Source organism: Kutzneria kofuensis, assembly GCF_014203355.1.
GTDB lineage: Bacteria > Actinomycetota > Actinomycetes > Mycobacteriales > Pseudonocardiaceae > Kutzneria > Kutzneria kofuensis.
Window position 1 is genome coordinate 392367 of record NZ_JACHIR010000002.1, and the last position, 25008, is coordinate 417374.

The window sequence follows — 25008 nt, forward strand, 5'->3', positions numbered from 1 at the left end:
AAAATCAGCACTGTGCGGCACATCGAAACCCGTTCTTTTGCACACCTGAGGAGTCGATCGGCATGGAAGACCTGGTCTCGCGGCTGGTGGCAGCGCGGGCGGCCGGCACGCCGGACGCGACCGCCGTGGTCTGCGGCACCGAGCGGCTCAGCTACGCGGAGCTGAACGCGGCGGCGAACCGGTTGGCGCGGCTGCTGATCGCCCGCGGCGCGGGCCCGGGCAAGGTCGTCGCGGTGGCGCAGCGGCGATCGACGGAGTTGCTGGTCGCGCTGTTGGCCGTGCAGAAGACCGGCGCCGCGTACCTGCCTGTCGACCCCAACTACCCGGCTGATCGCATCGAGTACGTGCTGTCCGACGCCCGAGCGGTGACCAAGCTGGTCGGCGGCGAGCTGGCCGAGGCCGCCGATCTTTCCGCCGAGGACGTTCAGCAGCCCGGCGACATCGCTTACGTCATCTACACGTCCGGTTCGACGGGCCGCCCCAAGGGCGTCGCGGTCACGCACGCCAATCTGGTCAACTTCCTGCACGGCGTCGCCGAGCACGCGCCGCTGACGCCGGCCGACACGCTGCTGGCCGTCACCACCATCGCGTTCGACATCGCCGGCCTGGAGATGTATCTCCCGCTGCTGCACGGCGGCAGGGTCGTGATCGCCACCGAGGCCGAGGTCCGTGACCCGGCGGCGCTGACGTCCCTGGTCGCCGCCGAGAGCGTGACCGTCATGCAGGCCACGCCGTCGCTGTGGCAGGCGCTGGTGGCCAGCCACCCGGAGCGGCTGCGCGGGCTGCGGATGCTGGTCGGCGGCGAGGCGCTGCCGGGTGTGCTGGCCGAGAAGATGGCGGCGCTGGGGTCGACCGTCGTCAACCTCTACGGCCCCACCGAGACCACCATCTGGTCCACGGCTTCGGTTGTCACGGATTCGACGCCGACGATCGGCCGGCCGCTGCGCAACCAGGAAGTCCGGGTGCTCGGCCCGGAGCTGGCCTCGGTGCCGCAGGGCGAGATCGGCGAGCTGTACATCGCCGGTGACGGCGTGGCCCGCGGCTACTTCGGCCGGCCGGAGCTGACCGCGCAGCGGTTCGTCGCCGACCCGCTCGGCGAGGCCGGCACGCGCATGTATCGCACCGGCGACCTGGCGCGGTGGAACGCCGCCGGGCAGCTGGAGTTCCTGGGCCGCGTCGACGAGCAGGTGAAGCTGCGTGGGTTCCGCATCGAACTCGGCGAGATCCAGGCGGCCATGGAGTCGCACCCGGCCGTGGAGCGGGCGGTCGTGGTCGTGCGCGACGAGCGCCTGGTCGGTTACATCGTCGGCAAGTCGGAAGGTTTACGCGAGCACGTCGCCACGACGCTGCCGGAGTACATGGTCCCGTCGATCTTCGTCGAGCTGGCCGAGTTCCCGCTCACCCCGAACGGCAAGATCGACCGCAAGGCGCTGCCCGCCCCGAACTACACGGTGGCCGAAGGCCGCGCCCCGCGCACGCCGCGCGAGGAGACGCTGTGCGCGCTGTTCGCCGAGGTGCTGGGCCTGCCCAAGGTCTCCATCGACGACGGCTTCTTCGAGGCCGGCGGCCACTCGCTGCTGGCCACCAAGCTGATCAGTCGGCTGCGCACCGAGCTGGGCGTCGAGGTCCCGATCGCGATGCTGTTCGACGCCCCGACCGTCGCCGAGCTGGCTTCCCGCCTCGACGGCGCCGCCGCCGCGCGGGCCACGCTGGAGCGCCGTGAACGGCCCGAGCGGGTGTCGCTTTCCTATGCGCAGCAACGTCTCTGGTTCCTGCACCGGCTGGAGGGCCCCAGCCCCACCTACAACCTGCCGACGGTGATCAAGCTGTCCGGCGAGGTCGATGTGGATGCGCTGCGCCGGGCCGTGAACGAGGTCGCCGACCGCCACGAGTCGCTGCGCACGGTCTTCCCCGAGGCCGACGGCAAGCCGTACCAGAAGATCGTGCACACCCCGGTTCCGTTCGAGGTCGTTGAGCCGGCCAACCTGGACGAGGCGCTGAAGTCGGCCGTCCGGCACGAGTTCGAGCTGTCGACCGACATGCCGTTCCGGGTGACCCTGTTCAAGGTCACCGACACCGAGTACACGCTTCTCCTGCTGGCGCACCACATCGCGAGCGACGGTTGGTCGCAGGCGCCGCTGTGCGCCGACCTCGCCGACCGCTACGCGGGCCGCGCTCAAGAGCCGCTGGCCGTGCAGTACGCGGATTACACGCTGTGGCAACAGGAACTCCTCGGCAGCGAGGACGACCCGGACAGCGCCATCCGCGCGCAGCTGGACCACTGGGTGTCCGCTTTGGACGGTGCACCGGAGTTGCTGACGCTGCCCACGGACCGCCCCCGCCCGACAGTCGCTTCGTACCGCGGCGACATCGTCGAGTTCGGTGTGGACGCGGAGTTGTGCGCCCGGCTGGGTGAGCTGGCCCGTGAGGCCAACGGCACGCTGTTCATGGTCGTGCACGCCGCATTGGCGGCACTGCTCACTCGTCTCGGCGCGGGCACCGACCTGCCGCTGGGCACGGTCGTCGCCGGCCGCACCGACTCCGCGTTGGACGACCTGGTCGGCTTCTTCGTCAACACGCTGGTGCTGCGGGCGGACACGTCCGGCAACCCGACGTTCGCCGAGCTGCTGGAGCGGGTGCGGGGCAACGCCCTCGCCGCGTACGCCAACCAGGACGTGCCGTTCGAGCGGGTCGTGGAGCAGATCAACCCGGTCCGGTCGCTGTCCCACCACCCGCTGTTCCAGGTGATGCTGGCGTTCCAGAACAACGACGCCGCCGAGCTGGACCTGCCCGGCCTGCGCGCCGAGCTGGCCGACGCCGCCGCCGACGTGGCCCGCTTCGACCTGTACTTCAGCGTCACCGAGCGGGCCGGCGCGCTGCGTGTGGACCTGGAGTACGCCACCGACCTCTACGACCGGGAGACCGTGCAGCGGCTGGCCAACCGGCTGGTCCGGCTGCTGGCCCAGGTCGCCGCCGATCCGTCGGTCAAGCTCGACGACCTCGACCTGCTCGACGACGCCGAGCGGCACCTCGTCCTGACCGGCTGGAACGACACGGCCGTGGACTCCCCCGACGCGTCGATCGTCGAGCTGTTCCACGCCCAGGTCGACCGCACCCCGGACGCTGTCGCGCTGGTCGCCGGCGACGTCGAGATCAGTTACGCCGAGCTGGACCGCCGGGCCAACGGCCTGGCCCTGGAGCTGGTTCCCGAGACGCCGGTGATCGTGCTGCAGGAGCGGTCGGTCGAGGCCGTGGTGTCGATCCTGGCGATTCTCAAGGCCGGCGGCAGCTACCTGCCGCTCGACGTGCGCTACCCCGCCTCCCGCGTGGAGGCCATCGTCCGCGAGAGCGGCGCCACGCACGCCCTGGTCGACGCCGCCGGAGCTGCCCTGCTGCCCGCCGGGTGCACGCCGGTCCTGGTTACGGACGCTGCCGCCGACGAGCGCCCTGACGTGCGGATTCACGCCGACCAGCTGGCGTACCTGATGTACACCTCGGGGTCGACCGGCACGCCGAAGGGCGTCGCCGTGACCCACCGCAACGTCGTGGACCTGGCCCGGGAGCGGGCGTTCCGCAGCGGCGCCCACGAGCGGGTGCTGCTGCACTCCACACTCGCCTTCGACGCCGCCACCTACGAGCTGTGGGTGCCGCTGCTGTCCGGCGGGCAGCTCGTGATCGCCCCGCCCGGGGAGCTGGACCACACCGCGCTGGAGCGGGTGATCGTCGAGCAGGGGATCACCGGCCTGTGGCTGACCGCCGGCCTGTTCCGGCTGCTCGCCGACGAGGCCCCGACGTGCTTCGCCGGCGTCCGCGAGGTGTGGACCGGCGGCGACGTCGTGCCGGCCGCGTCGGTGCGCCGCGTGATGGAGCGCTGCCCCGGGCTGACCGTCGTCGACGGCTACGGTCCGACCGAGACGACGACCTTCGCCACGCACCACGTCATGCGGTCCGTCGACGCCGTGCCGACGATCGTCCCGATCGGCCGGCCGCTGGACAACATGCGCGTCTACATCGTGGATTCGCGGCTGCGCCCGGTGCCGGTCGGCGTGGTCGGCGAGCTGTGCATCGCCGGCACCGGCCTGGCCCGCGGCTACCTCAACTCCCCACGCCTGACCGCCGAGCGCTTCGTCGCCGACCCCTTCGGCGACGGCCGCATGTACCTGACCGGCGACCTGGCCCGCTGGCGTGCGGACGGCACCGTGGAGTTCGTCGGCCGCGACGACGACCAGGTGAAGGTCCGGGGCTTCCGGATCGAGCTGGGCGAGGTCGAGACCGTGCTGAACGCGCACCCGGCGGTCGCCCGGTCGGCGGTCGTGGTGCGCGAGGACCAGCCGGGCGACAAGCGGCTCGTGGCCTACGCCGTGCCGGCCTCCACCGACGACGACAGCCACGCCGACGAGCACGTGGACGAGTGGCAGCGGCTGTACGAGAACCTCTACACCGACAGCGCCGGCCGCTCCGGCTTCGGCGAGAACTTCGCCGGCTGGCACAGCAGCTACGACGAGCAGCCGATCCCGCTGGAGCAGATGCGGGAGTGGCAGGCGGCGACCGTGGAGCGCATCCTGTCGCTGCGCCCCCGCCGCGTGCTGGAGATCGGCGTCGGTTCCGGTCTGCTGCTGTCGCAGGTCGCACCGCACGTGGAGTCCTACTGGGGCACCGACTTCTCGTCCGTGGTCATCCAGACGCTGCGCGGGGAGGTCGATCGGCACGACTTCGCGTCACGGGTCCAGTTGCAGGCGCAGCCGGCGCACGTGGTCGACGGCCTGCCCACCGGCTACTTCGACACGATCATCATCAACTCGGTGCTGCAGTACTTCCCCGGCATCGACTACCTGCTGGACGTGCTGCGCAGCTGTGCGAATCTGCTGGTGCCGGACGGCGCGGTGTTCGCCGGCGACGTGCGCAACCACCGGCTGCTGCGGCACTTCTCCACGGCGATCGAGCTGACCAAGGCCGGCGACGACGTGCCGGCGTCGGTGCTGCGGCGGGCGGTGGAGCAGGACCTGTTGCTGGAGAACGAACTCACCGTCGACCCGGAGTTCTTCGCCCGGATCGGTGAGGTTGTTCCCGGCTTCGAGGCTGTCGACGTGCGGCTCAAGCGCGGCCGGTTCCACAACGAGCTGAGCCGGTACCGCTACGACGCCGTGCTGCGCAAGGGACCCGGTCAGTCCGTCGCGGACGTTCGCACCCTGCGCTGGGGCCGCGATGTCAGCTCGCTGGATGAACTGGTGATCGGGACTGAACCGCTGCGGATCACCGGTGTCCCGAATGGACGGATCGCCGGTGAGGTGGCCGCGATGCGGGCGCTGGAACAGGGTTCCGGTGTCGCGGTCGCGCGCAGCCTGCTCGGTGCCACGGACGTGCCGGATCCCGAGGAGTTCCACGCGCTCGGCAACGCCGTGATCACATGGTCGGGCACCGGCACCGACGGCGAGCTCGACGTGATCTACCTGCCGGCGGACGTCACCCCGGCGGGCGTGTTCGTCGGGAACCGGGGCGAGTTCGATCCGTCGCGGTTCGCCAACGACCCGGGCCGGTCGCGGTCGGCCGGCGCGTTGACGCAGGCGCTGCGTTCGTACCTGGCCGACGAGTTGCCCGACTTCATGGTGCCGTCGGCGGTCGTGATGATGAACTCGCTGCCGCTGACCCGGAACGGCAAGCTCGATCGGGCCGCGCTGCCGGCCCCGGACTACGCGATCACCTCCACCGGCAAGGCCCCGCGCACTCCGCGCGAGGAGATCCTCTGCGGCCTGTTCGCCGAGGTGCTGGGCCTGTCGACGGTCGGCGTGGACGACAACTTCTTCGACCTCGGCGGCCACTCGCTGCTCGCGACCCGGCTGATCAGCCGGCTGCGCGCGGTGTTCGGCGTCGAGTTCGAGATCCGCAACCTGTTCGAGGCCCCGACCGTCACCGAGCTGGCGCAGCGCACCGAGGTCGCCGCCCCGGCGCGCACCCCGGTCACCGCCGTCGAGGACCGGCCGGAGCGGATTCCGCTGTCGTTCGCGCAGAAGCGGCTGTGGTTCCTGCACCGCATGGAGGGCCCCAGCTCCACCTACAACGTGTCGATGACGCTGCGGCTGACCGGCGCGATCGACCGGGAGGCGCTGGGCGCGGCGATCAACGACGTGCTGCTGCGGCACGAGTCGCTGCGCACCGCGTTCGCCGAGACCGACGGCGAGCCGCACCAGGTGGTCCTGCCGGAGACCACGCCGATGAACTTCGTCGAAACCGACAACATCGACGAAGCCGTTGTGGCGGAAGCGAAGTACGGCTTCGACCTCGCGGCCGGCGCCCCGGTGCGGATCACGCTGTTCGCGGCGTCGGAGACCGAGCACGTGCTGCTGATGCTCATGCACCACATCGTCAGCGACGGCTGGTCGTGGGCCCCGCTGTGCCGTGACCTCGAAAAGGCCTACACCGCAAGGCTTTCCGGCCAGGCGCCGGCCTTCGAGCCGCTGCCGGTGCAGTACCCGGACTTCGCCCTGTGGCAGCAGGACGTTCTCGGCTCCGAGCGGGACGGCAACAGTCTGGTGACCAGGCAACTGGAGCACTGGAAGCAGGCGCTGGCCGGGCTGCCGGAGCTGGTCACGGTGCCGGCGGACCGGCCACGCCCGGCGGTCGCCACCTACCGCGGTGACCTGCTGCCGTTCACCGTCGACGCCAAGATCCACCAGGCGATGGTGAAGCTGGCGCACGACACCGACACCACGGTCTTCATGGTCGTGGAGGCGGCGATGGCCGTGCTGCTCACGGCACTCGGCGGCGGCGAGGACATCCCGATCGGCACCGCCGTCGCCGGCCGCACCGACGCGGCCTTGGACGACCTGGTCGGCTTCTTCGTCAACACGCTGGTGATGCGCAACGACACCTCCGGCGACCCGTCGTTCACCGAGCTGCTGCAGCGGGTGCGGGAGACCAGCCTCGCCGCGTACGCCAACCAGGAGGTGCCGTTCGAGCGCCTGGTCGAGCTGGTGAACCCGACCCGGTCGCTCTCGCACCACCCGCTCTACCAGGTGATGCTGACGTACCAGAACAACAGCGACGCCTCGCTCGCGCTGCCCGGCGTGCAGGTGGAGATCGGCGAGGCCAACACCGGCATCTCCAAGTTCGACCTGTCGTTCAACATCCGCGAGGTCCCCAGCCACACCGGCCTGCCGGCCGGCCTGGAGGGCGAGGTGGAATTCGCCACCGACCTGATGGACCCGTCGACCGCCGCTTCGGTGGCGCGGCGGCTGGTCCGCGTGCTGGCGGCCGTGGTGGACGACCCGTCGCAGCCGATCAGCTCGCTGGACCTGCTGGAGCCGGCCGAGCGCCGCCAGGTCGTCGAGGAGTGGAACGACTTCGCCCGCGAGGTGCCGTCGGCGAGCCTGGTCGAGTCCTTCGAACGCCAGGTCGCGGCTTCTCCCGAGACCACGGCCGTGGTCTTCGGGGAATCGGCCCTGACCTATGCGGAACTGAACTCCCGGGCCAACCAGCTCGCGGCCGTGCTGCGGGAACAGGGTGTCGGGCCGGAGAAGTTCGTCGCGGTGAAGATGCCGCGGTCCACCGACCTGGTGGTGGCGCTGCTGGGCATTCTCAAGGCCGGCGGCGCGTACCTGCCGCTGGACCCGTCGTATCCGGCGGACCGGCTGGAGTTCATGGTCTCCGACGTCTCTCCGGTGCTGACGCTCACCTCGCTGCCGGCGCTGGACGGCCGGCCCGTGGAGAACCCGGTTTCGCCGCTGCTGCCCGGCAACGCCGCGTTCGTGATCTTCACGTCCGGGTCGACCGGCCGGCCCAAGGGCGTTGTCGTGCAACACGATTCGCTCAACCAGTACCTGTCGTGGACGCGGTCGGCCTATCCCGGTGTCGGCGGGCGGTCGCTGGTGCACTCGCCGGTGTCGTTCGACCTCACGGTCACCGGCCTGTTCTCCACGCTGACCTCCGGCGGCTGCGTGAACATCGTCGACCTGGACCGGTCGGCCGACGCGTCGCAGGTGTCGCAGCAGCCGACGTTCGTCAAGGCGACGCCGAGCCACCTGCCGCTGCTGCTCAACCTGCCGGACGTCTTCTCCCCCACCGAGCAGCTGGTGCTCGGCGGCGAGTCGCTGATGGGCGAGGTGCTGGCCCAGTGGCGGGCCCGGTTCCCGCGGGCGACCGTCGTCAACGAGTACGGGCCGACGGAGACCACGGTCGGCTGCACCGAGTACCGGATCGAGCCCGGCGACGAGGTGCGGGCCGGCGTGGTGACCATCGGCAAGCCGATCTGGAACACCCGGATGTACGTGCTGGACAAGGCGTTGCGGCCGGTGCCGCCGGGCGTTCCGGGCGAGCTGTACATCGCCGGCGACCTGGTGACCCGCGGCTACCACAACCGGCGGGGGTTGACGGCCTCGAAGTTCGTCGCCGACCCGTTCGGGCCGCCCGGCAGCCGCATGTACCGGTCCGGCGACCTGGGGCGGTGGCGCACCGACGGCAACCTGGAGTTCATCGCCCGGGTCGACGACCAGGTCAAGGTGCGGGGCTTCCGGATCGAGCTGGGCGAGATCGAGGGCTGCATCGGCACCTACACGGACGTGCGGCACGCGGCGGTGATCGTGCGCGAGGACCAGCCCGGCGACAAGCGGCTGGTGGCCTACGTGGTCGGCGATGCCGACCTCGACGTGCTGCGCAAGCACGTGGCCGACGCGCTGCCGGAGTACATGGTGCCGGCCGCGTTCGTGCGGCTCGACGAGCTGCCGCTGACCGCGAACCGCAAGCTGGACCGCAAGTCGCTGCCCGCCCCGGACTACGCGTCGGCTTCGCGCGGGCGGGAGCCCCGGGACGACCGCGAGCGCACGGTGTGCGCGCTGTTCGCGGACGTGCTGGGCCTGCCCGAGGTCGGGGTCGAGGACAACTTCTTCGACCTCGGCGGCCACTCGCTGCTGGCCACCCGGCTGATCAGCCGGATCCGCGCCGACCTCGGCGCCGAGCTGTCCCTGCGTGCCCTGTTCGACCAGCCCACACCCGAGGCGGTCGCGGCGCGCCTGACCAAGCCCGCGAAGGCCCGGCCCGCGCTGCGGCCCCGTCCCCAGGAGGCGTTGTGATCCCCCTGTCCCACGCCCAGCGGCGGCTGTGGTTCCTGCACCGCCTGGAGGGCCCCAGCGCGACGTACAACATTCCGTTGGTGCTGCGGCTGTCCGGGCCGCTGGATGTGCCGGCGCTGCGGATCGCGCTGAACGACGTGGTGCGCCGGCACGAGTCGCTGCGGACCGTCTTCCCCGAGGTGGACGGGAATCCGGTTCAGTCCGTTGTGGACGCCGCGGTGTCTTTGGAAGCCAAGCCCGTTTCCAACGTGACGGCGGCGATGGAGGCCGCCGCCCGGCACAGGTTCGACCTGCTCACGGAGACCCCGTTGCGGGCCAGCCTGTTCCGGATCGCCCCCGAGCGGCACGTGCTGATGCTGGTGATGCATCACATCGTGGCCGACGGCTGGTCGATGGGGCCGCTGTGTGCGGACCTGTCATCGGCTTACGCGGCAAGGGTTGCCGGTGCGGAGCCGGCGTGGGAGCCACTGCCGGTGCAGTACGCGGACTACACGCTGTGGAAGGCCGAGGTGCTGGGCACCGAGGACGACCCGGACAGCCTGCTCAACGAGCAGTTGGCGTTCTGGCGTAACCAGCTGGCCGACCTGCCGGAACTGCTGCAGCTGCCGCTGGACAAGCCGCGGCCGGCGACGTCGTCCTACCGGGGCGCGACGCTTGACTTCACGGTCTCGGCCGACGTGCATGCCCGGTTGACGGAGCTGGCCAAGCGCACCGACACCACGGTGTTCATGGTCGCCCAGGCCGCGCTGGCGACGCTGCTCGGGCGGCTGGGCGGCGGGGTCGACGTGCCGATCGGGACGCCCGTCGCCGGGCGTGACGACGAGGCGCTCGACGACATGATCGGGTTCTTCGTCAACACGGTGGTGCTGCGCAACGACCTGTCCGGCGATCCGACGTTCGTCGAGCTGCTGGAGCGGGTCCGCGAGACGGATCTGGCCGCTTTCTCCAACCAGGACGTGGCCTTCGACCGGCTGGTGGAGCTGCTGAACCCGACGCGGTCGTTGGGGCACCACCCGCTGTTCCAGGTGGCGTTGACGTTCGAGAAGCCGGGCGAGCTGGCGGTGTCGCTGCCGGGGCTGGAAGCGTCGGTGGAGCTGATCGGGGCCGGCGCGGCCAAGTTCGACCTGTCGTTCAGCATGCAGGAGACCTCCGACGGTCTGGTGTGCGACCTCGACTACGCGGTGGACCTGTTCACTTCGGACGGGGCGCGGACGCTGGTCGAGCGGTTCGTGGCTCTGCTGACGGCCGTTGCCGCGGATCCTTCGGCGCGGCTGAGCGCGTTGCCGCTGCTGACGGCTTCGGAGGAGCTCAGCCTCGCCGCGTGGAACGACACCGACCGGGCGACTCCCGGTGGTTCGGTGCTGAGCCGGTGGGCCGAGCAGGTGGCGCGGACCCCGGACACGGCGGCCGTCGTCGGCGCTTTGACCTACCGGGAGCTGGACCTGCGGGCCAACCGGTTGGCGCACACGCTGATCAACGCCGGGGTCGGCGCGGAGACGCCCGTCGCGGTGCTGATGGACCGTTCCGTGGACCTGATCGTCGCGGAGCTGGCCGTGCTCAAGGCCGGCGGTGTCTACGTGCCGCTGCACGCGAGCTACCCCTTGTCTCGCATGCAGTGGGTCATCCAGGAGACCGGCGCCGCGGCAGTGCTGGTGGATCGTCCGTCCGGTTTGGACGGAGTGGTGGACATCCTGGCCACTGATCTCTCCGCTGACGACTCCGATCCTGGCGTCGCGGTGGATCCGCGGCAGCTCGCGTACGTGATGTACACCTCCGGGTCGACCGGCAACCCCAAGGGCGTCGCCGTCACGCACGAGGACATCGTCGCGTTGGCCGACGACCACTGCTGGCACGGCGAGGCGCAGCGCCGGGTGCTCGTGCACTCCTCGCACGCCTTCGACGCGGCGACCTACGAGGTGTGGGTGCCCCTGCTGGCCGGCAACGAGATCGTCGTCGCCCCGGCCGGGCAGGTCGACATGGCCGCCCTGGCCGGGCTTCTGGTGTCCGAGGGCATCACCAGCGTGTTCCTCACGACCGCGCTGTTCAACGTGATCGCCGAGGAGCAGCCGCTGGCCTTCGCCGGGGTCCGCGAGGTGTGGACCGGTGGCGAGCTGGCGTCGCCGTCGGCGATGCGGCGGGTGATGGGCGTGTGCCCGGACACGACCGTCGTGCACGTCTACGGCCCGACCGAGACCACGACCTTCGCCACCTACCTGCGGCTCTCCCCCGACTTCTCCGGTGTGCCACCGATCGGCCGCGCCATGGACAACATGCGTGTCGCCGTGCTGGATTCGCACCTGCGCGCCGTGCCGCCAGGAGTCGTCGGCGAGCTGTACATCAGCGGCGCCGGCCTCGCGCGTGGCTACTGGAACCGGCCGGCGCTGACCGCGGAGCGGTTCGTCGCGGTCGAGGGCGGCGGTCGCATGTACCGCACCGGCGACCTGGTGCGGTGGACCTCCGACGGGCAGATCGAGTTCGTCGGCCGCGGCGACGGCCAGGTCAAGATCCGGGGTTTCCGCATCGAGCTCGGCGAGATCGAGAACGTCCTCGCCACGCACCCCGGCATCGCCCAGGTCTCCGTGACCACCTACGAGCACGGCGCCGGCGACCGCCGCGTGGTCGCCTACTACGTGCCCGTCGGCGACCCGGTCGATGTGGCCGCATTGCGTTCGCACGTAACGGCTTCGCTGCCCGAGTACATGGTGCCGGCCGCCGTCGTGCCGCTGGACGTGCTCCCCCTGAACTCCAACGGCAAGGTCGACCGCAAGGCCCTGCCCGCGCCGGTGTTCACCACCGTCGAGTCCCGGGCCGCTCGGACGCCCACCGAGGAGACCCTGCTGGGTCTGTTCGCCGACGTCCTGAACGCCGCTGACGTCGGCGTCGAGGACAACTTCTTCGACCTCGGCGGGCATTCCCTGCTCGCCACCAAGCTGGTCAACCGGATCCGCGCGGCTTTCGACGTGGAGATCCCGATCCGGGCGCTGTTCGAGGACCCGACGGTCGCCGGCCTGGCGAGTCGTCTGGAGGCCGCCCCCGTCTCCGTGCAAGCCGCCAGCGACCAGCCCGTAGCCATCGGCCGGCCCGCCCTCACCCCCGCTCCTCGTCCCGCGCTGCTTCCTCTTTCCTTTGCCCAGCAACGTCTGTGGTTCCTGCACAAGCTGGAGGGCCCCAGCGCCACCTACAACATCCCACTGGCGCTCCACCTCTCCGGGTCGCTGGACGTGCCGGCACTCCGCGCCGCCCTCGCCGACCTGACCGCGCGGCACGAGGCCCTGCGGACGGTCTTCCGCGAGTCCGACGGCGAGGTCCACCAGGTCGTCCTGGACTCCTTCGCCCCGGAACTCGTCGAGGACGAGTCACCGGAGCGGTATGCCTTCGACCTGACCGCCGAGGTCCCGCTGCGGGTTTCCCTTTCCTCGCAGGGGTCTTCGCACGTCGTCACGCTGGTGATGCACCACATCGCCGCCGACGGCTGGTCCTTCGCGCCGCTCGTCCGCGACCTGTCGACCGCTTACGCGGCCCGGCTCCGCGGCGATGCCCCGTCGTGGCAGCCGCTTCCCGTGCAGTACGCGGATTACGCCCTGTGGCAACGGCAACTGCCGGTCGACCAGCAGCTCGACTTCTGGGCGTCGCAGCTGGCCGGCAGCCCGGAGCTCCTCGAACTCCCGCTGGACCGCCCCCGTGGCCTCACCGCCAGCTTCGTCGGCGCGACGACGACTTCGCACATCGACTCCGGCCTGCACGCCGACCTGGTCAAGCTGGCCCGGGACACCGGCACCACCCTGTTCATGGTCGTGCAGGCCGCCCTCGCCACCCTGCTCAACGCCCTCGGCGCCGGCACCGACATTCCATTGGGCACCGTCGTCGCCGGCCGCTCCGACTCGGCGCTGGACGACCTGGTCGGCTTCTTCGTCAACACCCTGGTGCTGCGCACCGACGTCGCCGGCAACCCCACCTTCCGGGACCTGCTCTCTCGGGTCCGTGACGTCGACCTCGCCGCCTTCGCCAACCAGGACGTGCCGTTCGAGCTGGTCGTGGAGCGGGTGAACCCGGCCCGGTCGCTGGCCCATCACCCGCTGTTCCAGGTGATGGTCATCCTGCAGGGCACCGACGCCGGCAGCGTCGAGATGCCCGGCCTCGCCGGCACCGTCGAGGACCTCGACACCGGCGTCGCCAAGTTCGACCTGTCCTTCAACCTGCGTGAATCGGCCGACGGCATCGAGTGCAGCCTCGAATACGCCACCGACCTCTTCGACCCCGCCACTGCCGATGCCCTGCTGTCCCGCCTGATCACCGTGCTGCGGGCGGTCGCCACCGAGCCGTCCACTCCGGTCGGCGCGGTCGAGGTCCTCACCCCCGCCGAACAGCACCGCGCCCTGGTCGTGTGGAATGCCTCCGCCGAGGACGTCCCCCAGCTCACCGTGCCGGAACTCTTCACCCGCCGGGTCGCGGAAACCCCGAACGCTCCCGCCTTGTTCTTCGAAGGGGCTGAGCTCACCTACGCGGAGCTGGACCGCCGCTCCAACCAACTGGCCCGGCTGCTGATCAGCAAGAACGTCGGCCCGGAGAGCTTCGTCGCGGTGGCGCTGCCGAGGTCCATCGAGATGGTCGTGACCCTGCTGGCCGTGCACAAGGCCGGCGGCGCGTACCTGCCCATCGACCCGACCTACCCGGCCGACCGCATCGCCTACATGCTGGAGGACTGCGGTCCGGTCCTGACCATCGACAACCCGCTGGAAGCCTCGGCTTTCGACGACGGTCCAGTGAAACCTCGGGCATCGCTGAGCAACTCCGCCTACGTCATCTACACCTCCGGCTCCACCGGCCGCCCCAAGGGCGTCGTCGTCACACATGCCGGCGTCGCCAGCCTCCTCACCCAGCAGATGCGGGCCTTCGAGGTTGGGGCCGGCAGCCGGGTGCTGCAATTCGCTGCCCTCAGCTTCGACGCGGCAGCGTGGGAACTGTGCATGGGCCTGCTCTCCGGGGCGTGTGTCGTGGTGGCACCGCAGGAACGGGTGATGCCGGGCCAGCCGCTGGCGGATTTGGTGGCCGAGGCCGGCGTCACGCACGTGACGCTGCCGCCGACCGCCCTGGCCGAGCTGCCGGACATGCCGTCGGTGACCACCCTGGTCGTGGCCGGCGAGGCCTGCCCGCCGGCACTGGTCGGCCAGTGGTCCCAGGGCCGTCGCATGATCAACGCCTACGGCCCGACCGAGACCACCGTCTGCGCGACGATGAGCGAGCCGGTACAAGGGGAGGTCACCGCGCCGATCGGCCGGCCGATCGTCAACGCCCAGGTCTACGTGCTGGACGCCTATCTCCGGCCGGTCGCGCCGGGCGTGGTCGGTGAGCTGTACGTGGCCGGCGCGGGCCTGGCCCGCGGCTACCTGCACCGGTCCGCGCTGTCGGCGGAACGCTTTGTCGCCAACCCGTTCGGTGCGCCGGGCTCGCGGATGTACCGCACCGGCGACCTCGCCCGCTGGAGCCATGACGGTCAGCTCGACTACCTCGGCCGCGCCGACCACCAGGTGAAGCTGCGCGGCTTCCGCATCGAGCTCGGCGAGATCGAGAACGTCCTCGAACACCAGGACGGCGTCGAACAGGCCACCGTGATCGTCCGCGACGGCCGCATCGTCGCCTACGTGGTCGGCACGCCCGACGCGGCGGCGGTGAAGGAACTGCTGCCCGAGTACATGGTGCCCGCCGCGTACGTGCGGCTCGACGCCCTGCCGCTGCTGCCCAACGGCAAGATCGACCGCAAGTCCTTGCCGGCACCGGACTTCACCGCCGGTGTCGAGGGCCGCGCGCCCCGCGACCAGCGCGAGGAAGTCCTCTGTGGACTGTTCGCCGCGGTGCTGGACGTCGACCGCGTGACCATCGACGACAGCTTCTTCGATCTCGGCGGGCACTCGTTGCTCGCGACCCGGCTCATCGGCCGGATTCGCACCGCCCTCGGTGTCGAGCCGAAGGTCCGCGACCTGTTCGAGGCGCCCACCGTCGCCGAGCTCGCCGCCCGCCTCGACGCCGCCACCGCCGGCCGTCGGCGCATCGAGGCCACGGTCCGCCCGGCCGAGATCCCGCTGTCCTACGCCCAGCGCCGTCTCTGGTTCCTGCACCAGCTGGAGGGCCCGAACGCCACCTACAACGTCCCCCTCGCGATCCGATTTACCGGGGCGGTCGACACGACCGCCCTCGAAGCCGCGCTGAACGACGTGCTCACCCGGCACGAATCCCTGCACACCGTGTTCCCCAGCGCCGACGGCCGCCCCCGCCAGGAAATCCTGGCCGACGCCCGGATCCCGCTGGTCATCGCCGGCCCCGCCGACACTCCGGAGGCGGAGGCGCGGCGAGGGTTCGAGCTGACGACTGAACTGCCGATCCGCGCGACGCTGTTCGAGGCCGACCACGCTGCGAACCAGTCCCGCCCCGACATCCCCGCTTCCGCCCCGCTCGGCGGCGGCCTGACCGAGGCTGCGCAGGTCGGCGGCGACCTGCTCGTCCTCGTCGTCCACCACATCGTCTCCGACGGCTGGTCCTTCGCCCCGCTCTGCCGCGACCTCTCCGCCGCCTACACCGCCCGGGTCGGCGGCGCCGCGCCCCAGTGGCTCCCGCTTCCCGTGCAGTACGCGGATTACGCGGTGTGGCAACAGGATCTGCCCATCGAGGAGCAGGTCGCGTACTGGACCTCGACGCTGACCGGGCTGCCGGAGCTGCTGGAGATCCCGACCGACCGGCCGAGGCCGAACGTCGCCAGCTATCGGGGCGACTACGTGGACGTCGCCGTGGACAGCGAGCTGCACGGCCGGCTGGCGAAGCTGGCGCGCGAGACCGGCACGACGCTGTTCATGGTCGTCCAGGCGGCGCTGGCGGTGATGTTCACCAAGCTCGGTGCGGGCACGGACATCCCGCTCGGCACCGTGGTCGCCGGTCGCGGCGACGAGGCGCTGGAGGACGTGGTCGGCTTCTTCGTGAACACGCTGGTGCTGCGGACGGACCTGAGCGGCAACCCGACCTTCGCGGAGCTGCTGGGCCGGGTCCGCGACGCCGACCTGGCCGCGTTCGCCAACCAGGACGTGCCGTTCGAACGGCTGGTGGACGCCCTGCAACCGACCCGCTCGCTGTCGCACCATCCGCTGTTCCAGACGATGCTGATCTTCCAGAACAACGCCGCCGCCGGCCTGGACATGGCCGGCGTGCGAGCGGAGATCGAGTCCGTCGACGCCGGCGTGGCCAAGTTCGACCTGTCGCTCAGCCTCGGCGAGTCCGCCGACGGCCTGACCGGCATGCTGGAGTTCGCCACCGACCTCTTCGACCGCGCGACGGCCGAACTCCTGGTCGAGCGCCTGATCGCCGTGCTCCGCGCGGCGGCCGACGAACCGTCCGCGCCGATCAGCGCCATCCAGCTGCTCACCCCGGCCGAACGCCACCGGGCTTTGGTCGATTGGAACGCCTCCGCCGAGGACGTCCCCCAGCTCACCGTGCCGGAACTCTTCACCCGCCGGGTCGCGGAAGCCCCGGACGCCCCCGTCCTGATCTTCGAGGGCACGGAGCTGTCCTACGCCGAACTGGACCGCCGCTCCAACCAGCTGGCCCGCCTCCTGATCGGCAAGGACGTCGGGCCGGAGAGCTTCGTCGCGGTGGCGCTGCCGAGGTCCATCGAGATGGTCGTGACCCTGCTGGCCGTGCACAAGGCCGGCGGCGCATACCTCCCGATCGACCCGACCTACCCGGCGGACCGCATCGCCTACATGCTGGAGGACTGCGGTCCGGTCCTGACCATCGACAGCCCGCTGGACGCCTCGGCCTTCGACGACGGCCCAGTGCAGCCGCGCGCGGGCCTGTCGAACTCGGCGTACATCATCTACACCTCCGGCTCCACCGGCCGCCCCAAGGGCGTCGTCGTGACACATGCCGGCGTCGCCAGCCTCCTCACCCAGCAGATGCGGGCCTTCGAGGTTGGGGCCGGCAGCCGGGTGCTGCAATTCGCTGCCCTCAGCTTCGACGCGGCAGCGTGGGAACTGTGCATGGGCCTGCTCTCCGGGGCGTGCCTGGTGGTGGCGCCGCCGGAGCGGGTGATGCCGGGTGACACGATGGCCGCCTTGGTTGCGGAGACGGGAGTAACGCACGTAACGCTCCCGCCGACGGCGCTGTCGGTGCTGCCGGACATGCCGTCCGTGACCACGCTCGTCGTCGCCGGCGAGGCCTGCCCGCCGGCACTGATGGGCCAGTGGTCGCAGGGCCGCCGCATGATCAACGCCTACGGCCCCACCGAGACCACCGTCTGCGCGACGATGAGCGAGCCGATGCACGGCGAGGTCGTCGCCCCCATCGGCAAGCCGATCGTCAACGCCCAGGTCTACGTGCTCGACGCCGCGCTCAACCCGGTCGCGCCGGGGGTCGTCGGCGAGCTGTACGTGGCCGGCGCGGGCCTCGCCCGTGGCTACCTCCACCGCTCGGCGCTCACCTCGGAACGCTTCGTCGCCAACCCGTTCGGCCAGCCGGGGTCCCGGATGTACCGCACCGGCGACCTCGCCCGGTGGACGCCGGACGGCGAGCTGGAGTACATCGGCCGCGCCGACCACCAGGTCAAGGTCCGGGGCTTCCGGATCGAGCTCGGCGAGATCGAGAACGTCCTCGAACACCAGGACGGCGTCGAGCGGGCGACGGTGATCGTCCGGGACGGCAAGATCGTCGCCTACGTGGTCGGCGCGCCCGACCAGGAGGCGATCAAGGAGCTGCTGCCCGAGTACATGGTGCCGGCGGCGTACGTGCAGCTCGACGCCCTGCCGTTGCTACCGAACGGCAAGATCGACCGCAAGGCGCTGCCCGCGCCCGACTACACCGCCGACTCCTCCGGCATCGCCGCCCGCACCCCGCGCGAACAGCTGCTGTCCGGGCTGTTCGCCGAGGTGCTGGGCGTGCCGACGGTGTCCGTCGACGACGGCTTCTTCCACCTCGGCGGCGACTCGATCCTGTCCATCCAGCTGGTCGCCCGCGCCCGCGCCGCCGGCCTGGTGATCACCGCCAAGGACGTGTTCCAGCACCAGACCGTGGAAGCGCTGGCACTGGTGGCGACCGAGGCCGGATCAACCGAAACCGACCCGGACGCCGGCATCGGCCGGTTCGCGCCGACGCCGATCATGCACTGGCTGCGGGAGCTGGGCGGGCCGTCCGACGGCTTCAACCAGTCCATGGTCGTCGACATCCCGGCCGACCTGCCCCGCGAGAAGCTGGTCGAGGCGCTGCAGGCCCTGCTCGACACGCACGACGCGCTCCGCATGCGGCTGCTGCCCGAAGGCGACATCGAGATCCGCCCACGTGGCGCGGTGGCCGCGGCCGACATCCTGCACGAAGTCGACTTCGCCACCGCCGCAGAATGGCTCGACCCGATGGAAGGCAAGGTCTTCCGCGCGGTGCGCGACGGCGGCAAGCTGCTGGTCGTCGTGCACCACCTCGCGGTGGATGGCGTGTCCTGGCGGATCCTGCTGCCCGATCTGCACGAGGCGATCGCCGGCAAGCCCCTCGCACCGGCCACGCTCTCCGTCCGTGCATGGTCGCAGCGGCTGCACGAGCAGGCGCAAAGCCGCGCCGGCGAGCTGCCGCTGTGGCAGGACGTGTTGCAGGCCAAGGAGTTCCTGCCGGAGCTGGACCCGCGCCGCGACGTCGTGTCGACGCTGCGGGAGGTCAGCATGACCCTGCCGCCCGAGGCGACCGAGCCGCTGCTGACCACGGTGCCGGCGGCCGTGCACGGCAGCGTCGACGACGTGCTGCTGGCGGGCCTGGCGCTGGCCGTCCAGCGCTGGCGCGGGACGACCGAGCCGGTGCTGGTCGACATGGAGAGCCACGGCCGGCCCGACGACGTCGACACCTCGCGCACGGTCGGCTGGTTCACCTCGCTGGCGCCGATCAAGCTGGACCCCGGCGACGACGAGTCGCAGGCGATCAAGCGGGTGAAGGAGCAGCGGCGGGCGTTGCCGGACAACGGAATCGGCTACGGCCTGCTCCGCTACCTCAACCCCGACACCGCCGACAGGCTCGCCGCCTTGCCGTCACCGCGGCTGGGCTTCAACTACCTTGGCCGCTTCGCCGCGACCACCGACGACATCGCCGGGCCACCCGGTCGCGACGCCGACATGCCGGCGACGCACTCCCTGCAGCTCAGCGCCGTCACCGAGGACACCGCCGACGGGCCGCGGCTGACGGCGACGTGGCAGTGGCCGGCGGCGCTGCTGACCGAGGCCGAGGTGACGGAGCTGGCGACCCTGTGGTTCGAGGCGCTGCGCTCGCTGGCCGGTCGCGACGACACCGGCGGCTACACCCCGTCCGACCTGTTCCTGGACCTCGACCAGGACGAGATCGAGGCGCTGGAAGCGGAATTGAGGTTCGCGGAATGACCACCCCCGCGTTCGACGACGTCCTGCCGCTGACACCGCTGCAGGAGGGCATGCTGTTCCACGCCCTGTCCGGCGAGGACGACGTCTACAACACACAGCTGGTCGTGCGGGTGCGCGGCCCGCTGGACACAGCGGCGCTGCGCGAGGCCGCGGAGAAGCTGCTGCGTCGGCACGGCAACCTGCGCGCCGGGTTCCGGCAGCGCAAGAACGGCCAGGGCATGCAGGTGCTGCACCGGGACGTTCACCTGCCGTGGCGCGAGATCGCCGCCACGGAGTCCGAAGTGGACTCCTTGCTCGCCGCCGACCGGGCGGAGCGGTTCGAGCTGGCCAGGCCGCCGGCGCTGCGCTTCACCGTGATCAGCCTGGGCGACCAGGAGTTCTGCGTGGTGCTGACGTGCCACCACATCCTGATCGACGGCTGGTCCGCGCCGCTGCTCCTGGGCGAGCTGTGGACGCTGTACGGCGGCGGCACGCTGCCGCCGGTCACCCCGTACCGGAACTACCTGGCGTGGTTGGCGAAGCAGGATCGGACCGCCGCCGAATCGGCGTGGGCCAAGGCACTGGACGGCCTCGACGGAGCGACGAAGGTCGCCCCGGAGCTGACCGGCACGGTCATGCCGTCCGCAATCGACGCCGAACTGTCCGAACAGGACACAGCGAAGCTCCTCGACGTCAACCGGGCCAACGGTTTGACGCTCAACGCCGGCATCCAGGGCGCCTGGGCGGTCGTGTTGTCGGAGCTGACCGGCCGTGACGACGTGGTGTTCGGCGCCGTGGTGTCCGGTCGCCCGCCGGAGGTGCCGGGTATCGAGTCGATGGTCGGCCTGTTCATCAACACCGTCCCCGTCCGGATCAAGATCGACCGAACGCTGTCGCCGTCCGAGAACTACGCCCGCGCCCAGGCCGAGCAGGCGAAGCTCCTGGGCCACCAGCACCTGCGACTGGCCGACATCCAGCGCGCCGCCGGCCAGGGCGAGATGTTCGACACCGTCACCGTGGTGTTGAACTACCCGCTCGACGAGGCGCCCCCGGAGCCGATCCGGGGCGTCACCGTCACGGACATCGCCGGCTACGACGCCGCGCACCTGCCGCTGCGGCTGACCGCCGGCACCCGCCAGGGCCGCCTGCAGCTGCGGCTGGAATACCGGCCGGACGCCTTCGACGAGGCGACGATCCGCACCATCGCCGACCGACTCACCGACCTGGTGACCAGGGACGACTTCGGCGACCCGCTGGCCGCGCTGGACCTCGGCTCACACGACACCGACGAGGTCATGGTGGAGATCGCCGAGCCGCGCACGCCGCAGGAGGAGATCCTCTGCACGCTGTTCGCGGAGATCCTCGGCGTCGACAACGTCCGCCCGGACGCCGATTTCTTCGCACTCGGCGGCCAGTCGCTGTCGGCGGTGAAGCTGCTCAGCCGGATCCGCACGGTCTTCGGCGCGGAACTTCCGATCCGCGCCGTCTTCGACACGCCGACGGCGGCGGGGCTCGCCACGCTCGTCGCCGCCGGCGGCACCACCCGCCCGCCGGTGCTTGCCGCGCAACGACCCGACCTCGTGCCGCTGTCGTTCGCGCAGCGACGGCTGTGGTTCCTGCACCGCATGGAGGGCCCCAGCGCCTCGTACAACCTGACCATGGCGCTGCACCTGACCGGGACGCCGGACATCCCGGCCCTGCGGGCGGCGATCGCAAAGGTGTTGGCCCGGCACGAAAGCCTGCGGACCGTGTTCCCGGACGTGGACGGCCATCCGTACCAGCGGGTGCTGACCAACGCCGAGGTGCCGTTCGAGATCGTCGACATGACGCCGGACGCGCTGCCCCGGGCCGCCGGCTACGCCTTCGACCTCGCCACCGAGATCCCGATCCGCGCCACGCTGGCCCGGATCAACGCCACCGAGCACGTGCTTCTGCTGCTGGTGCACCACATCGCCAGCGACGGCTGGTCGCTGGCCCCGCTGTTCCGCGACCTGTCCGCCGCGTACGCCGGCGAGGACCTGCCGCCGCTGCGGGTCCAGTACGCCGACTACACGTTGTGGCAGCAGGAAGTTCTCGGCGCGGACGACGACCCGACCAGTGTGGTCTCCGGCCAGCTGGAGCACTGGCGGCAGGCCCTGGCCGGGCTGCCGGACGCCATCGAGCTGCCGACGGACCGCCCCCGCACCGCGCACGCCACCCTCGCCGGCGACGTCGTCGAGTTCGAGCTGGACGCGGACGTGCAGTCCGGCATCGACAAGCTGGCCCGGGCGACCGGAACGACCGCGTTCATGATCCTGCAGGCCGCGCTGGCATCACTGCTCAGCCGGCTCGGCGCGGGCACCGACATCGCCATCGGCACGCCGGTCGCCGGCCGCCTCGACGAGGCCCTCGACGACCTGGTCGGCTTCTTCGTCAACACGTTGGTGCTGCGCAACGACCTGTCCGGCGACCCGACGTTCACCGAGCTGCTGCACCGGGTCCGCACCACCGACCTGGCGGCGTACGCCAACCAGGACGTGCCGTTCGAGCGGCTGGTCGAGGTGGTCAACCCGACCCGCTCGCTGACCCACCACCCGCTGTTCCAGGTCCTGTTGGCGTTGCAGAACAACAGCGGCGGCGAGCTGGAGCTGCCGGGCCTGACCGTTCGCCCGCACGAGGTCGCCACCGGCACCACGCGGTTCGACCTGTCGTTCGTTCTGGCCGAGGGCGACGGCGTCAAGGGCGTGCTGGAGTACGCCACCGACCTGTTCGACCGCTCGACCGCGCAGTCCATTGTGCACCGCTTCGTGCGGCTCGTCGAAGCGGTGGTCGCCGCCCCGCAGACCCGCATCGGTGACATCGGCGTTCTCACCGCCGCCGAGCTGGAGCCGTTGCGGGGAGCGGACTTCGAGCACGGCCTCACCACGCTGCCGGCGGCCTTCGAGGCGCAGGTGCGGCGCACGCCGTCGTTGCCGGCCGTGGAATGCGGCGGCGAAACCCTGACCTATGCGGAGCTCAACGAGCGGGCGAACCGGTTGGCGCACAAGCTGATCGCCCAGGGCGCGCGGCCCGGTGAGTACGTCGCCGTCACGCTCAGGCCGTCGATCGAGCTGATCGTGGCCTGCCTGGCGATCCTCAAGTCCGGCGCCGGCTACGTCCCGGTCGACCCCGGCTACCCGACCGAGCGCATCGACTTCATCCTCGGTGACGTCTCCCCCGTCTGCGTCGTCTCGTCGGCCACGGCCGAAGGCTTCCCCACGGACGATCCGTCCGTCGCGGTCCAACCCGACGACTGCGCGTACGTGATCTACACGTCCGGCTCGACCGGTCGCCCCAAGGGCGTTGTCGTCCCGCACCGGTCGCTGCTCAACCTGGTCGCCGAGTACGGCCGGCGGTTCGGCGCCGATCCGGCCCGCCGGGTGCTGACCTTCGTCTCCCCCAGCTTCGACGTGTCGATGTCCGAGCTGGCGCAGGCCCTGTTCTTCGGCGGCTGCCTGGTGATCCCGCCGGCCGGCATCGAGTTCGCGGAGTACCTGGCGGCCAAGGACATCACGCACGCGACCGTGCCGGCGGCGGTGCTCGCCACCGTGGAGCCGATCGAGCTGCCCAAACTGCAGGTGCTGGTCACCGGCGGCGAGCCCACCCGGCCGGAGGTGATCCGGGCCTGGTCGCCGGGGCGGACGTTCGTCAACGCGTACGGGCCGACCGAGGCGACCATCGAGTCCACCTTCGCGGTCTGGGGCGACGAGGCGAACCCCGTGCTGATCGGCTCCCCGATCAACAACGTCGCCGCGTACGTGCTGGACGGTCGGTTGACGCCGGTCCCGGTCGGCGTGCCCGGCGAGCTGTACCTCGCCGGCGCCGGCCTGGCTCGGGGCTATCTGCGACGCCCCGGGCTGACTGGCGAGCGCTTCGTCGCCGATCCCTTTGCCGCCAACGGCAGCCGCATGTACCGCACCGGCGACGTCGTGCGTCGGCGGGCAGACGGGCAACTGGAGTTCGTCGGACGATCCGACGACCAGGTCAAGGTTCGCGGGCTGCGGATCGAGCTCGGCGAGGTCGAGGTCGCGCTGGGCCGGCACCCCGGTGTTTCCGCGGCTGCCGTCGCCGTCCACGACGCCACGCTGGTGGCCTACGTCGTCGGCGACGTCGATGCGGCCGAGCTGCGGCGATTCGTCGGGGCGTCGCTGCCGGAGTACTACGTGCCCTCGGTGTTCGTGCAGTTGAACGAGCTGCCGCTGACCCCGAACGGCAAGGTGGACCGCCGGGCGTTGCCCGCCCCGGAACACACCGCCACCGAGGGCCGTGGCCCGCGGTCGCCGCGCGAAGTGTTGCTGTGCCAGCTGTTCGCCGAGGTGCTCAAGGTCGACACCGTGTCGATCGACGACAACTTCTTCGACCTCGGCGGGCATTCGCTGCTCGCCACGCAGCTGGTCAGCAAGATCGGCGCGGTGCTCGGCACCCAGCTCAGCATCCGCACCCTGTTCGACGCCGCCACCGTCGCCGAGCTGTCCGCGCAGCTGGACGAGGGCGACGAGCGGGACCCGTTCGCGATGCTGCTGCCGCTGCGGGCCGGCGGTGACGGGTATCCGCTGTTCTGCGTGCACCCCGTCGGTGGCCTGAGCTGGTGCTACTCCACGCTGCTACGCGGGCTGGACCGGGACACGCCGGTGTACGGGCTCCAGTCCCGGTCGCTGTCCGGCGGGCAGCCGCCCGAGACTCTGGAGGAGCTGGTCGGCGACTATGTGGACCAGATCCGCAAGGTGCAGCCGACCGGGCCGTACCACCTGCTCGGCTGGTCCATGGGCGGTCACCTCGCGCACGCCGTGGCCGCCGCGCTCCGGCAGTCCGGCGACGAGGTTGCCCTGCTGGCCGTGCTCGACGCCTACCCCGTCGCGCCCGAGCTGCGCCGTCCCATGTCGGCGCGGCAGGTGTACGACGACCTCTACGGCGGCTACGTCCGTCTCGGCGTCGCCACCGGCGAACCGCCCGCCGACGAGGCGTCACTCAAGGCCGAGCTCGTCCGTCTGCTCGGCACCGACGAGGAGATGCGCGGTTTCGACGACGCCCAGCTCGGCCGGGTGCTCGCCGCTACCGTCGCCAACGTGACCGTCACCGCCCACCGCGAGCCGCCCGTGTTCGACGGGGACCTGCTGCTGGTCGTGGCGACCGAGGACCTGCGGGAGTGGGCCGACCCCGCGCTGTGGACGCCGCACGTGCGCGGCGTCGAGAGGCACGAGTTCCCCGCCACGCACGAACAACTTCTGCACGCCGGCCACGGCGCCGCCATCGGCCGGCTCGTGGCCACCAGGATGAGTCAAGGAGAGAAGCGATGACCAACCCGTTCGAGGACAACGACGGCAGCTACCTCGTGCTCGTCAACGACGAGGGCCAGCACTCCCTGTGGCCCGAGTTCGTCGCCGTGCCCGCCGGCTGGACCGTCGCCAACGGCCCCGCGAGCCGCCAGGACAGCCTCGACTACATCGAGCGCAACTGGACCGACATGCGCCCCGCCAGCCTCATCGCCGCCATGGCCGAGTAGTGCGGAAGGGGCCGCGCCCGATCCGGGCGCGGCCCCGAGCAGCTCGACG

Annotated in this window: 4 protein-coding genes; all 4 read left to right on the plus strand. The window is 71.1% G+C overall.

The genetic code is table 11. The features are described 5' to 3' along the window. Window positions 1–62: 62 nt before the first annotated feature. Genes BJ998_RS40880 through BJ998_RS40895 form a run of 4 tightly spaced genes read left to right on the plus strand, consistent with a single transcriptional unit; the run spans window position 63 to window position 24959 of the window. On the plus strand, window positions 63–9065 hold the full coding sequence (locus BJ998_RS40880; RefSeq protein WP_184869495.1) for a non-ribosomal peptide synthetase: 9003 nt from the start codon (window positions 63–65) through the stop codon (window positions 9063–9065). Further along, entirely contained in the window at window positions 9062–19459 is a 10398-nt protein-coding gene (locus BJ998_RS40885) for a non-ribosomal peptide synthetase (protein ID WP_184869496.1), read from the plus strand. The genes BJ998_RS40880 and BJ998_RS40885 overlap by 4 nt, the downstream gene beginning before the upstream one ends. Next, window positions 19456–24753, plus strand: coding sequence for a non-ribosomal peptide synthetase (locus BJ998_RS40890; protein WP_184869497.1), 5298 nt, complete (start codon window positions 19456–19458; stop codon window positions 24751–24753). The genes BJ998_RS40885 and BJ998_RS40890 overlap by 4 nt, the downstream gene beginning before the upstream one ends. Continuing rightward, a complete protein-coding gene (locus BJ998_RS40895) occupies window positions 24750–24959 on the plus strand; it encodes an MbtH family protein (protein ID WP_184869498.1) in 210 nt (69 codons plus the stop codon). The genes BJ998_RS40890 and BJ998_RS40895 overlap by 4 nt, the downstream gene beginning before the upstream one ends. Window positions 24960–25008: the final 49 nt, after the last annotated feature.